At 65.8% G+C, this 12,453-nt stretch carries 10 protein-coding genes; 3 read left to right on the top strand and 7 right to left on the bottom strand.

All coding sequences use genetic code 11. The annotated features are described in order from the left end of the window. Positions 1–14: 14 nt before the first annotated feature. The gene (locus tag ACIP1U_RS23330; RefSeq protein ID WP_400319957.1) at positions 15–1,973 is read right to left on the bottom strand and encodes an AMP-dependent synthetase/ligase; all 1,959 of its coding nucleotides are present in this window, start codon (positions 1,971–1,973) and stop codon (positions 15–17) included. A 280-nt stretch (positions 1,974–2,253) separates the two neighbouring features. Here ACIP1U_RS23330 and ACIP1U_RS23335 point away from each other — a divergent pair, with 280 nt between their 5' ends. Both ACIP1U_RS23335 and ACIP1U_RS23340 read left to right on the top strand, forming a co-directional pair. Continuing rightward, positions 2,254–2,922: a Crp/Fnr family transcriptional regulator gene (locus ACIP1U_RS23335; protein WP_400319960.1), complete on the top strand. Its 669-nt coding sequence runs from the start codon at positions 2,254–2,256 to the stop codon at positions 2,920–2,922. Between the two features lie 2 nt (positions 2,923–2,924). Next, entirely contained in the window at positions 2,925–3,347 is a 423-nt protein-coding gene (locus tag ACIP1U_RS23340) for a DUF3293 domain-containing protein (protein WP_400319963.1), read from the top strand. Between the two features lie 33 nt (positions 3,348–3,380). Here ACIP1U_RS23340 and ACIP1U_RS23345 read toward each other — a convergent pair whose 3' ends face one another. The 5 genes from ACIP1U_RS23345 to ACIP1U_RS23365 form a co-directional block, all read right to left on the bottom strand. After that, entirely contained in the window at positions 3,381–3,563 is a 183-nt protein-coding gene (locus tag ACIP1U_RS23345) for a hypothetical protein (protein ID WP_400319966.1), read from the bottom strand. Positions 3,564–3,977: 414 nt separating this feature from the next. Continuing rightward, positions 3,978–4,832 (bottom strand): 3-hydroxybutyryl-CoA dehydrogenase, encoded by an 855-nt coding sequence (locus ACIP1U_RS23350; protein WP_400319969.1) that lies wholly within the window; start codon positions 4,830–4,832, stop codon positions 3,978–3,980. A 52-nt stretch (positions 4,833–4,884) separates the two neighbouring features. Next, positions 4,885–5,322 carry an HIT family protein gene (locus ACIP1U_RS23355; protein WP_400319972.1) on the bottom strand — a complete coding sequence of 146 codons (438 nt, stop codon included), beginning with the start codon at positions 5,320–5,322 and terminating at the stop codon, positions 4,885–4,887. A gap of 189 nt (positions 5,323–5,511) precedes the next feature. Further along, positions 5,512–8,802, bottom strand: coding sequence for a fused isobutyryl-CoA mutase/GTPase IcmF (gene icmF / locus ACIP1U_RS23360; RefSeq protein ID WP_400319974.1), 3,291 nt, complete (start codon positions 8,800–8,802; stop codon positions 5,512–5,514). 266 nt (positions 8,803–9,068) lie between these two features. After that, positions 9,069–9,416 carry a DUF2917 domain-containing protein gene (locus tag ACIP1U_RS23365; protein ID WP_400319977.1) on the bottom strand — a complete coding sequence of 116 codons (348 nt, stop codon included), beginning with the start codon at positions 9,414–9,416 and terminating at the stop codon, positions 9,069–9,071. A gap of 194 nt (positions 9,417–9,610) precedes the next feature. On the opposite strand from ACIP1U_RS23365, the gene ACIP1U_RS23370 reads away from it, so the two are divergent. Next, the gene (locus ACIP1U_RS23370; RefSeq protein WP_400319979.1) at positions 9,611–11,020 is read left to right on the top strand and encodes a PLP-dependent aminotransferase family protein; all 1,410 of its coding nucleotides are present in this window, start codon (positions 9,611–9,613) and stop codon (positions 11,018–11,020) included. Positions 11,021–11,023: 3 nt separating this feature from the next. Here the strand turns inward: ACIP1U_RS23370 and ACIP1U_RS23375 are convergent, their stop codons facing one another. Further along, positions 11,024–12,421, bottom strand: coding sequence for an amino acid permease (locus ACIP1U_RS23375; RefSeq protein WP_400319982.1), 1,398 nt, complete (start codon positions 12,419–12,421; stop codon positions 11,024–11,026). Between the last annotated feature and the right edge of the window lie 32 nt (positions 12,422–12,453).

Genomic DNA, 12,453 nt, shown 5'->3' on the forward strand with positions numbered 1-12,453 from the left:
CCGCCCTTGTTCAGCTATGCCGCGCGCGCTGCCACCGGCAGCCGCTTGGCGTCGACCAGCTTCAGCGTGGCCGACACGCTGCCCTCGCGCCCGTCTTCGAACTTGACGCGCGTCTCGATGAACTGCTCGGACTTGCCCGCGTAGAGCGCATCCACCAGCACGCCGTATTTCTCGGCGATATAGCCGCGGCGCACCTTGCGCGTGCGCGTCAGCTCGTCGTCGTCGGGGTCCAGTTCCTTGTGCAGGATCAGGAAGCGCGCGACCTGCGAGCCTGCCAGCATCGGATCGTTGGCCAGGTCGGCATTCACCTGGTCCACGCATTCGCCGATCATCGCGATCACGTCCGGTTGAGCGGCCAGGTCGATGTAGCCCGCGTACGGCAGGTGGCGGCGCTCGGCCCAGTTGCCCACTGCCTCGAAGTCGATGTTGATGAAGGCGCAGACCTGGTCGCGGCCATTGCCGAAAGCCACCGCTTCCTTGATGTACGGGAAGAACTTGAGCTTGTTCTCGATGTACTTGGGCGCGAACATCGAGCCGTCGGCCAGCTTGCCCACGTCCTTGGCACGGTCGATGATCTTCAGGTGGCCGTCGGCATCGATCACGCCGGCATCGCCGGTCATGAAGTAGCCCTCGTCGTTGATGGCCTCGCGCGTGGCGTCGTCGCGCTTGTAGTAGGACTTGAGCAGGCCCACGCCGCGCACCAGCACCTCGCCGTTGTCGGCGATGCGGATCTCCATGCCCGGCGCGGCCGGTCCCACGGAATCGAACTTGACCTGCCCGTCGGGCTGCAGGCACACGTAGGCGCAGGTCTCGGTCTGGCCGTAGAACTGCTTCAGGTTCACGCCGATGGAGCGGTAGAAGCGGAACAGGTCCGGGCCGATCGCCTCGCCGGCGGTATAGCCCACGCGGATACGGCTCATGCCGAGCACATTGCGCAGCGGGCCGTACACCAGCGCTTCGCCCAGTGCGTAGCGCGCGCGCTCCATGGCGGACACCCGGCGTCCGTCGAGGATATCCGCGCCGCAGCGGCGCGCCACGTCCATCGCCCAGTGGAACAGCTTGCGCTTGATCCAGCCCGCATCTTCCATGCGGATCATCACCTGCGTCAGCAGGCCTTCATAGATACGCGGCGGTGCAAAGTAATAAGTTGGGCCGATCTCGCGCAGGTCGGTCATCACGGTCTCGCGCGATTCGGGGCAATTCACCGTGAAGCCCGCCACCATCGCCTGCGCATAGGAGAACAGGTTGTCGCCCACCCATGCCATCGGCAGGTACGACAGCACGTCGTCCTTCGCGGTCAGGCCGTCGAACGCGCAGCCATGGCGCGCGGAGCCGATCAAACCCGCATGCGAATGGCACACGCCCTTGGGCTTGCCGGTGGTGCCGGAGGTGTAGAGGATGATCGCGGTGTCGTCAGGCTGGCCCGCGGCAATCGCGTCGTCATAGAAGCCCGGATGCGCCTGGTCGTATTCGCGCCCCAGCTCCTGCAACCGCTCATATGACATCAGCGAGGGATGTTCGTAGTCGCGCAGGCCGCGCGGATCTTCATAGATGACATGGCGCACGACGCGGCCGGACTCGGCCAGCTGGGCCTCGACTTCCAGCAGCTTGTCGACCTGCTCCTGGTCCTCGACGATGGCGAAGTCGACCTCCGCATCGTTGAGCACGTACACCATCTCGTTGGCGATGGCGTCCTGGTACAGCGGCACCGGCACGCCGCCCAGCGCCTGCGCCGCGGTCATGGCCCAGTACAGGCGGGGGCGGTTGTCGCCAACCACCGCCAGGTTCATGCCGCGCTTGAAACCGAGCGCGGCCAGACCACATGCCAGCGCCCTCACCTGCTGTGCCGCCTGGGCCCAGCTGTATGTCTGCCAGATGCCGAGATCCTTCTCGCGATAGGCCGGATGCTCCGGCCGCTGCTGGGCGTGTGCCAGCAGCCATCGCGGGAAGGTCGTCGCCGACGATTCCTGCATCGCTGTCTCCTGTCCCTCCGGCGTGGGGGGTCCACGCCCGGTGTCAAGCGCCGGTCCGGTCGTTATACTTGGCTTGCTTTGCCCGGCGGCATCTGCCGCATCGCATCAAGCCCGTCTGTGCCTTGTCTGGAGGGGCCGGGGGAAGCGTCTTCTGCCTTCCCGGCGTGCCCTTTCTGGCACCCGCGGTTCCGTTGTGATCGTACGATAGCCCATGCCAACCACCCGGGTTGTCACGCCGGTGACAATTCCGGGTTAATCCCTACGGGAGCTTTTGCAGGCCATGCTGAACGATTTTGTCGACCGCTGCGTGTGGGCAGCAGACCTGAGCCCCGAGCAGCGCGAACGCGTGCGCCGCGCGATGTGCGTGCATGAATACAGCCAGGGCGACTACGTCTGCCACAAAGGCGACAAGGCTGAACACTGGATGGGCGTGCTCGAGGGCATCGTCAAGATCACCACGGTCTCGCCGTCGGGCAAGTCGGTGACCTTTACCGGCGTGCCCACCGGCGGCTGGTTCGGTGAAGGTGCGGTGCTCAAGTCGGAGATCCGCAAGTACGACGTGATGGCACTGCGCCGCTCGACCATCGCCTTCCTGCCGCTCGAGACTTTTCAGTGGTTGCTGGAGACGAGCCTGCCTTTCACCCGCTTCCTGCTGACGCAGCTCAACGAGCGCCTGGGGCAGTTCATCGCGGCGGTGGAATATGAACGCTCGCTGGACATCGACTCGCGCGTGGCACGCGCCGTGTCGTCGCTGTTCAATGAGCACCTGTACCCCGGCATCGGCAAGACGCTGGAGATCTCGCAGGAAGAAATCGGCCTGCTTGCCGGCATCTCGCGCCAGCGCGCCAACCAGGCGCTCAAGGTGCTGGAGCAGCAGCGGCTGGTGCGGGTGGACTACGGCGTGATCGAAGTGCTGGACCTCGACGGATTGCGGCAGTACGGGGAGTAGCGGTGGCCACCGTCATCAACGCGGCCACGCTGCAGGCCTATCGCGAAACGCACTATCGCGTGCTGGGCGATACGCCGATGATCCTGCGGGTCGACCAGGCCAGCGCGCCGCTGGCAACGCTGCACAAGTTGCTTGGCGTAGCGTGCAGCGCCTTCATTACCGCAGCCAATCCCTTCAGCCAGCGTTGCGACGACAACGCCAACGCGGCGCGCCAGCAGGCGCTGGCGCAGGACATTGCGCGCATGGGATTGCGTGCGATCGAGGCCGCCGGCAAGCATCCCGCCAACGGCTGGCCGGCCGAGCCCAGCCTTCTGGTGCCGGGCCTGTCGCTTGAGGATGCGCGCTTGCTGGGCGAGAAATACGGCCAGAACGCGGTGGTGTGGAGCGGCGCCGACGCGGTGCCGCGGCTGGTGCTGCTGCGCTGACGCAGCGCCGTCCGGGGGCCTGCCGACGGCCCCTCAGCCGGTGCGGCGTTCAGTCGTCGTGGCCACGGTGGCCGCGATGGCCATGGTGGCCGTGGTGTCCGTGATGCCCGTGGCGACGGTGATAGCCGTGGTCGTGGTGCCGATGGTGATGGTGCCGGTGGTGCCGGTGGTGCCGGTGGTGCCGGTGGTGGCGATGGTGGTGGCCGTGCCACGCATGACCATAGCGCGGGGCGTAGACCATGGGCGCCGGCGGCGCCACATAGACCGGCGCCGGCGCCACGTAGACCGGGGCGGGCACGCCGATATGTACACCCACGTCGACATGCGCCATGGCCGATCGGGCAGCAAGCAGGGAGACCGCACCAGCCAGAAGGGCGGCAACAAGAACCTGAGGGAGCATTGTGATTCGTCTGTCGTAAACGGAGCGTGCACTCTACCGCGCATTCCCGTTACCAAATGCGGCGGAGTGTTTCGGCATGTAACGCCATGTAAGCGAGATCCGGGACCGCCGGGACGAAGGCACCACGGGGCAAGGCTGGAAGCCGCTGGCACGGCCACCGATAACCGCGGATACTGCAGCCCGCTTCCGAGCGGAAGCGGGCAGTCTGCGTGCAGCAGGTGCCGCGCAGATTACTTGCTGTAGACGTACACCCCACGACCCGTCTTGCGGCCCAGGTAACCCGCAGCCACCATCTCACGCATCAGCATCGCCGGACGGTACTTCGGATCGGCGAATTCGGTGTACAGCACTTCCATCACGGCCAGCATGGTGTCCAGGCCGATCATGTCAGCCAGCGCCAGCGGCCCGATGGGGTGGTTGCAGCCCAGCTTCATGCCTTCGTCGATCTCTTCCGGCGAGGCCAGGCCTTCGCCCAGCACGCAGAAGGCTTCATTGATCATCGGGCACAGGATGCGGTTGACGACAAAGCCCGGGCTGTTCTTGACCGTGATCGGGTACTTGCCCAGTGCCTTGGCCAGCGCTTCCACGTCGGCGTGGGTGGCGTCGCTGGTCTGCAGGCCGCGGATCAGTTCGACCAGGGCCATCACCGGCACCGGGTTGAAGAAGTGCATGCCGATAAAGCGGTCGGCGCGCGAAGTCACCGCGGCCAGCTTGGTGATCGAGATCGACGAGGTGTTGGACGCGATGATCACGTTCTCGCCGACGATGCCGTCGATCTGCTTGAGGATCTTGACCTTCAGGTCGTAGTTCTCGGTGGCGGCCTCGATCACGATATCGGCGGCCTTCAGGTCGTCATACGACGTGCTGCCCTGGATGCGCGCCAGTGCCTCGGCCTTCTGCGCCTCGGTCAGCTTTTCCTTCTTGATCAGCCGGTCGAGGCTGCCCGCCACGGTGGCCACGCCCTTCTGCACGGCGGCGTCGCTGATGTCGACCATCACCACGTCCAGGCCGACCACTGCGCAGGCCTGGGCGATGCCATTGCCCATGGTGCCGGCACCCACGATACCCACTGTCCTGATTGCCATCTTCTCTTCCTCTGTTTGCTGGTTGCTTGCTGGTGCTTATGGATGTCTGGTTTCAGTCCGCCTGCTTGCTCAGCGCGGCGATGATGCGTTCGGCATGTCCCTTGAGGACTTCCGGCTCCTGCATGTCGCGCGCGTGGCCGCGCAGCGCCTGGTCGTTGTAGCGCGGCACGATGTGGAAATGCACGTGCGGCACGGTCTGGCCCGCCGCTGCGCCGTTGAACTGGCCGATCGAGATGCCGTCGGGGCTGAAGGCGGCGCGCACCGCGCGCGCCACGCGCTGGGTGGCCACGATGGCTGACTGTGCGCCGTGCTCCGACAGGTCGAAGAGATTGACCGCGGCTTCCTTGGGCACCACCAGCGTATGGCCGTCGGCCTGCGGCATGATGTCCATGAAGGCGATGGTGTCATCGTCCTCGTACACCTTGATGCACGGCATCTCGCCGCGCAGGATCTTCGCAAAGATATTGTTCGGGTTGTACTGGCTGTCCATGGTCTTGTATTGCGGTTGTCTCGGGATTGGTTGCCGCCAGGCGCTATGTTGCGCTATGTTGCGGTTAGGGTGCGGCGCAGCATTCGAGTGTAACGCAGGGCGGCCCTCACTGCGGCCGCCCTGCGCGATTACCGGTCACTGCGCCGGTCACTGCGCCGGCCACTGCGCCGGCACGACGTGAATCGGGGTCTACATATTGCGCCGGTACTGCCCGCCGACCTCGAACAGCGCGTGCGTGATCTGCCCCAGCGAGCAGACCCGCACCGCATCCATCAGCACCGCGAACACGTTCTGGTTGTCGATCACCGCCTGGCGCAGCCGCTGCAGCATCGCCGGCGCCTCGTCGGCATGGCCCTGCTGGAAGGCGTGCAGGCGGTCCAGCTGGCTCTGCTTCTCGGCCTCGCTGGAGCGCGCCAGCTCCAGCTTTTGCGGAACCGGGTCGCCATCCGGATTGCGGAAGGTGTTCACGCCGATGAGGGGCAGCGTGCCGTCGTGCTTGAGCTGCTCGTAGTAGAGCGATTCTTCCTGGATCTTGCCGCGCTGGTAGCCGGTCTCCATCGCGCCCAGCACGCCGCCGCGCTCGGCAATGCGCTCGAACTCCTGCAGCACCGCTTCTTCCACCAGGTCGGTCAGCTCCTCGGTCAGGAAGCTGCCCTGGTTGGGGTTCTCGCACTTGGCCACGCCCCACTCGCGATTGATGATCAGCTGGATCGCCAGCGCGCGGCGCACCGATTCGCCGGTAGGCGTGGTGATGGCCTCGTCGTAGGCGTTGGTGTGCAGCGAATTGCAGTTGTCGTAGATCGCGATCAGCGCCTGCAGCGTGGTGCGGATATCGTTGAAATCGATCTCCTGCGCGTGCAGCGAGCGGCCCGAGGTCTGGATGTGGTACTTGAGCTTCTGGCTGCGTTCGTTGGCGCCGTACTTGTCGCGCATGGTCACGGCCCAGATGCGGCGCGCAACACGGCCGAGCACGCTGTACTCCGGGTCCATGCCGTTGGAGAAGAAGAACGACAGGTTGGGGGCGAAGTCGTCGATGTGCATGCCGCGCGCGAGATAGGCTTCCACGTAGGTGAAGCCATTGGCTAGCGTGAAGGCGAGCTGCGAGATCGGGTTCGCACCGGCCTCGGCGATGTGATAGCCCGAGATCGACACCGAGTAGAAGTTGCGCACCTGATGGTGCACGAAGTACTCCTGGATATCGCCCATCACCTTGAGCGAGAACTCGGTGGAGAAGATGCAGGTGTTCTGGCCCTGGTCTTCCTTCAGGATATCGGCCTGCACCGTGCCGCGCACGTTCTGCAGCACCCACGCGCGGATCTTGGCTTCTTCGTCGGCGGTGGGATCGCGCTGGTTGTCGGCGCGGAACTTGTCGAGCTGCTGGTCGATGGCGGTGTTCATGAACATCGCCAGGATAGTCGGCGCCGGGCCGTTGATGGTCATCGACACCGACGTCGACGGGCTGGTCAGGTCGAAGCCATCGTACAGCACCTTCAGGTCATCGAGCGTGGCGATCGAAACGCCCGAGTTGCCGACCTTGCCGTAGATATCCGGGCGCACGTGCGGGTCTTCGCCGTACAGCGTGACCGAGTCGAACGCGGTCGACAGGCGCTTGGCATCCATGCCCTCGGACACCAGCTTGAAGCGCCGGTTGGTGCGGAAGGCATCGCCCTCGCCGGCGAACATGCGCGTGGGATCCTCGTTCTCGCGCTTGAAAGCGAACACGCCGGCGGTGTACGGGAAGCTGCCGGGCACGTTCTCGCGCATCAGCCACTTCAGCACTTCGCCGTCGTCCTCGAAGCGCGGCAGCACCACCTTGCGCACCTTGGTGCCTGACAGCGTCGTCGTGACGAGCCCGGTGCGGATCTCCTTGTCGCGGATCTTCACCACGTATTCGTCGCCGCTGTAGGCTTCGCGCATCTGCGGCCACATTGCCAGCAGCTTGCGTTCGACCTGGCCGAGGGCAGCATCGCGTTCGGCGGCGAGTGCATCGAGTGCGGCGCCGTCTCCCTGCGCGGCCTGCAGCATGCGGCTCGATTCGCGCAACTGCTGGCGCTCGCGCGCTATCCGACTTTGCTCAGCCACGCGGCGGTGGTAAGCACGCACGGTGTCGGCCAGCTCAGCGAGGTAGCGGCTGCGTGCCGGCGGCACAATCACGTTCTGTCCGGTAGAGATGCGCCCCCACAGTTCAGGCAGCGTGCCGGGCTGCAACTTCAGGCCGCGCTCGGCCAGCGCCGCGCGCAAACCCTGGTACAGCATGGTCACGCCATCGTCATTGAAGCGCGATGCCTGCGTGCCGTACACCGGCATGTCATCCGGCTTGCCATGCCATTGCTCGCGGTTGCGCTGCACCTGCTTGGCCACATCGCGCCACGCATCCTGCGCGCCCTTGCGGTCGAACTTGTTGATGGCGACGAAGTCGGCAAAGTCCAGCATGTCGATCTTCTCAAGCTGGCTGGCCGCGCCGAACTCGGGCGTCATCACGTACAGCGGCAAATCAACATGCGGCACGATCGCAGCATCGCCCTGCCCGATGCCCGAGGTCTCCACGATCACGAGGTCGAAGCCCGCCACCTTGCATGCCGCGATCACGTCCGGCAATGCCTGCGAGATCTCCGAGCCCGCCTCGCGCGTGGCCAGCGAGCGCATGAAGATGTTCGGATGGTTGATCGCATTCATGCGGATGCGGTCGCCCAGCAGCGCGCCGCCCGACTTGCGGCGTGACGGGTCGATCGAGATCACTGCGATCGACAGCGCGTCCTGCTGGTCGAGGCGGAAGCGGCGGATCAGTTCGTCGGTCAGCGACGACTTGCCAGCACCGCCAGTGCCGGTGATGCCGAGGACCGGGATCGCCGCCTGCTTTGCCTGCGCCTGCATCGCCTGCACCAGCGCGGGATCGGCCTTGCCGTTTTCCAGCGCGGTCATCAACTGCGCCAGCGCGCGGCGGTCGCCGCCGGCAACAGGATCGAGCGATGTGGGCGCGTAGCGCGACAGGTCGATGTCGCAACGCTGCACCATGTCGGCAATCATGCCGGCCAGGCCCATGCGTTGCCCGTCTTCCGGGCTGTAGATGCGCGCCACGCCGTAGGCCTGCAACTCGCGGATCTCGTCCGGCACGATCACGCCGCCGCCGCCGCCGAAGACCTGCACATGCTCGCCGCCCTTTTCGCGCAGCAGGTCGACCATGTACCGGAAGTACTCGACGTGGCCGCCCTGGTAACTGGAAATGGCAATACCCTGCACGTCTTCCTGCAACGCCGCGGTGACCACCTCCTCGACCGAGCGGTTGTGGCCCAGGTGGATCACCTCGCAGCCGTGCGACTGCAGGATGCGGCGCATGATGTTGATCGAGGCGTCATGGCCGTCGAACAGCGATGCCGCCGTGACAAAGCGCACCTTGTTGGCCGGACCGCGGCCCTGCTCCGCCGGCTTGGGCTGCGGCGCGCCGCGGCGCACATCGTGCACATCGGAAAGGTCGGTCATTGTCTCCACCGTCTCTGGGTGTTGGCTGCCACCGCGAGGTCCGCCTCAGACGCCGTTCTGTGCCGGCTTGGCTGGCATGCGCGGGCAGGCCTCGGATGGGGTGCTGGTCGATTATATGACGTTGACGTAAACGTCAATCAATGGGGCAGAACCCCAACGGCGCGGCTCTGCGGTGCTTATAGAGTAGGTATCCGCAGCGGATGGCGGGCAAACAAAAAGCCACCTCGCGGTGGCCTTGTGGGGTACTTCGTCAGCAATGCAAGAAATCACCGGCACAACGCCCAGATCCGGGGGCACTCTCCAAACGCATCCGTGCTGTGCTCCTCCACCCGATGGCGCAGCGCGTGCAGCCACGCCGCCAGCCGTCGCATCGACCACGGTGCCGGCGTCTGGGCCAGCGTGAAGCGCGCCCCCGTCGCATCACCCGACAGCCATACGCGATAGCCCTCCGGCAGTGCCAGTTCCTGGCCGGGCTCCAGCCAGATATCGTTGGGATTGCCCTCGACGGTCACCCACAGCTTGCCCGCGGCCGCGCAGACGGTCTGCCCGTAACCGGCGCGCCAGCTCACTGGCTGGCCGGGCTCGTCCAGTTCGAAAGTCCTTAGTTCCCGCATGATGCACTCCTGATCAGCCTGGCGGTCTCGAGCGTTCTCGAGCGGTCTCATTACCTCCGCCACGCTTCCATTATTCGCATCCTTCACTACAATCCCATGTACAGTTGTGAACAGTTTTCGATGAACTGTTCGGTAGTTTTCCCTGACAGTTGCGCTGACAGTTGCATACCCCGGTTTCCCCCGGCTGCCTGCCTATGAAACTCATATTAGATGCTTCCACCGGGATTCCACTGACCGATCAGATCGTCAATGGCGTGAAGTCGTGGATCGGCAACCGCGAGGCCCGGCCGGGGGCAAAGCTGCCCTCGATCCGCCAGCTGGCGGCAGAAAACGGCATCAGCCGCTTCCCCGTGATCGAGGCTTATGACCGGCTGGTGTCGCAGGGGCTGCTGGATTCGCGGCAGGGGTCGGGCTTCTACGTGGCGGACAGCCCGCTCGCGGGGCGCTCGGCGCGCGGCTGGTCGGACCCCAGCCTGGCGGAGGATCTTTCCGACCACATCCTGGAGCAGTTCAACCACCCCAGCAGCACGTTGAAGCTGGCCGGCGGCTTCGTGCCCGAGACCTGGCGCGACGTGGAAGGGCTGCAGCAGGCGATCCGCGCGATCTCGCGCACCGAGATCGACAGCGTGATCCACTACGCCACGCCGCTGGGCCATCCGGAATTGCGCCGGCAGGTGCTGCTGCGCGTGCGCCAGCTCGGCATCGCGGCGGAACTGCCGCAGGTGCTGATCACCACCGGTGCCAGCCAGGCGCTGGACCTGGTGGTGCGCCACCTGCTCAAGCCGGGCGACACGGTGTTCGTAGAGGATCCCGGCTACTACAACCTGTTCGGCCTGCTGCGGCTGCATGGCGTGCAGCTGGTGGGCGTGCCGCACACGCCCCACGGCCCGGATCCCGACGCGTGCGAGGCGCTGCTGCGCCAGCACAAGCCCAAGCTGTTCTTCACCAACAGCGTGCTGCAGAACCCCACCGGCGCCACGCTGGCGCCGCCGGTCGCGTTCCGGCTGCTGGAGCTGGCGCGCCGGCACGGCTTCCGCTTTGTCGAGGACGATATCTTCTCGGACTTCCAGACGCACTTCACCGACCGGCTGGCCACGCTGGACCAGCTCGAGCACGTGATCTACATCGGCGGTTTTTCCAAGACGGTGTCGGCGTCGCTGCGGATAGGCTACGTGGTGGCCGGCAAGGCGCTGATCAAGGACCTGGTCGACGTGAAGGTGCTGACCAGTGTCGCCGGCTCGCACTTCGCGGAAGCGGTCACGGCGGCGCTGCTGGAGCGCGGCGGCTATCGCAAGTACGTCGAGCGGCTGCGCCTGCGCGTGCGCGAGGCATCGGCCAACGCAGTGCGGCAGCTGACCGGCTGCGGCTGGGAAGTGTTCTGCGAACCGACCGGCGGCAACTTCCTTTGGGCGCGGCCGCCCTTCATCGAGGATTCGCGCGACCTGGTGACGCTGGGCGAGGAATACGGCGTGACGCTGGCGCCGGGCAATTACTTCCGGCCCGGCGGCGAGACCTCGGCCTGGATCCGCATCAACGCCGCCTATGCCAACGAGCCGCGCGCGGTGGCCTTCATGCAGGCCGCCGCGGAGCGCCGCGCGCGCTGACGCCTAGCCGCCGTGGTTATGCAGCACGGCGTTGCGCCGCGCATAGGCGAAGTAGATCACCAGCCCCAGCGCCAGCCACACCAGGAAGGCAATCCAGGTCAGTGCCTGCAGGTGCGCCATCAGGAACAGGCAGAAGCCGATCGATAGCAGCGGCACCACCGGCACGCCCGGGCAGCGGAACGCGCGCGGCAGGTCGGGACGGGTCTTGCGCAGCACCAGCACCGCCACCGAGATCAGTGTAAAGGCCGCCAGCGTGCCGATATTGATCAGCTCGGCCAGCACGCTCAGCGGCACGAAGCCGGCAATCGCGGCAAAGACCAGGCCCACGGTCCAGGTGGCGAAGTAAGGCGTCGCATGCACCGGATGCACCGACGACAGCCGTTCCGGCAGCAGCCCGTCGCGCGACATGGCGAAGATCACGCGGGTCTGGCCGTAGGTCATCACCAGGATCACCGTGGTCATGCCCAGGATCGCGCCCAGGTCGACAAAGCCTGCCACCCAGTTCTGTCCGGCGTATTGCAGCGCCAGCGACACCGGGTGGTCGACGCCGGCAAACCTGGCGAACGGCACGATGCCGGTCATGATCGCCGCCACCACGACATACAGCACCGTGCATACCGCCAGCGAACCGATGATGCCGATCGGCAGGTCGCGGCGCGGGTTGCGCACTTCTTCCGCTGCCGAAGTCACGGCGTCGAAACCGATGAAGGCGAAGAACACCAGCGCCGCCGCATTAAAGATTCCGCTGAAGCCGAACGGTGCGAACGGCTCCCAGTTGGCCGGCTGCACGTGCCAGACGCCGACCGCGATGAACAGCAGCACCACGCCGATCTTCACGGCCACCATCAGGTTGTTCACGCGCGTGGATTCGCGCACGCCGTAAGACACGACCCAGGTAATCGCCAGCATGATCAGGCAGGCCGGCAGGTTGACCATGGTTTCCGCGCCCGGCACCGAACCCGGCGCAGCGCTCAGCGCCGCCGGCAGCTTCACCCCGAAGCCCGCCATCAGCGACTGGAAGTAGCCCGACCAGCCCACCGACACCGCCGAAGTGGCCAGCCCGTACTCCAGCAGCAAGTCCCAGCCGATCATCCAGGCGACGATCTCGCCGAGCGTGGCATAGCTGTATGTATAGATCGATCCCGATACCGGGATCGCCGAGGCAAACTCCGCGTAGCACAACGCGGCAAAGCCGCACGCCAGCGCGGCGATGACGAAGGACACCGTCAACGCCGGCCCCGCGGTCAGCGCGCCGGTGCCGGTCAGCACGAAAATCCCGGTGCCGATGATGGCGCCGATCCCCATCATCACCAGGTCGACCGGACCCAGCACCTTCCTCAGGCCGTCATCGCGCGCGACGGCCAGCATCGCGTCGATGTCCTTGGTGCGGAACAAACTCATTCAGACTCCTGCAGCAGTGGCCAGGACGCCCG

This window comes from Cupriavidus sp. NPDC089707 (genome assembly GCF_044748965.1).
Classification (GTDB): domain Bacteria; phylum Pseudomonadota; class Gammaproteobacteria; order Burkholderiales; family Burkholderiaceae; genus Cupriavidus.

What these genes read in the sequence shown, in the direction of transcription:
- ACIP1U_RS23330 (WP_400319957.1), bottom strand. Translation starts at nt 1,973, where the DNA reads ATGCAGGAATCGTCGGCGACGACCTTCCCGCGATGGCTGCTGGCACAC.
- ACIP1U_RS23335 (WP_400319960.1), top strand. Translation starts at nt 2,254, where the DNA reads ATGCTGAACGATTTTGTCGACCGCTGCGTGTGGGCAGCAGACCTGAGC.
- ACIP1U_RS23345 (WP_400319966.1), bottom strand. Translation starts at nt 3,563, where the DNA reads ATGCGTGGCACGGCCACCACCATCGCCACCACCGGCACCACCGGCACC.
- ACIP1U_RS23350 (WP_400319969.1), bottom strand. Translation starts at nt 4,832, where the DNA reads ATGGCAATCAGGACAGTGGGTATCGTGGGTGCCGGCACCATGGGCAAT.
- ACIP1U_RS23355 (WP_400319972.1), bottom strand. Translation starts at nt 5,322, where the DNA reads ATGGACAGCCAGTACAACCCGAACAATATCTTTGCGAAGATCCTGCGC.
- icmF (WP_400319974.1), bottom strand. Translation starts at nt 8,802, where the DNA reads ATGACCGACCTTTCCGATGTGCACGATGTGCGCCGCGGCGCGCCGCAG.
- ACIP1U_RS23365 (WP_400319977.1), bottom strand. Translation starts at nt 9,416, where the DNA reads ATGCGGGAACTAAGGACTTTCGAACTGGACGAGCCCGGCCAGCCAGTG.
- ACIP1U_RS23370 (WP_400319979.1), top strand. Translation starts at nt 9,611, where the DNA reads ATGAAACTCATATTAGATGCTTCCACCGGGATTCCACTGACCGATCAG.
- ACIP1U_RS23375 (WP_400319982.1), bottom strand. Translation starts at nt 12,421, where the DNA reads ATGAGTTTGTTCCGCACCAAGGACATCGACGCGATGCTGGCCGTCGCG.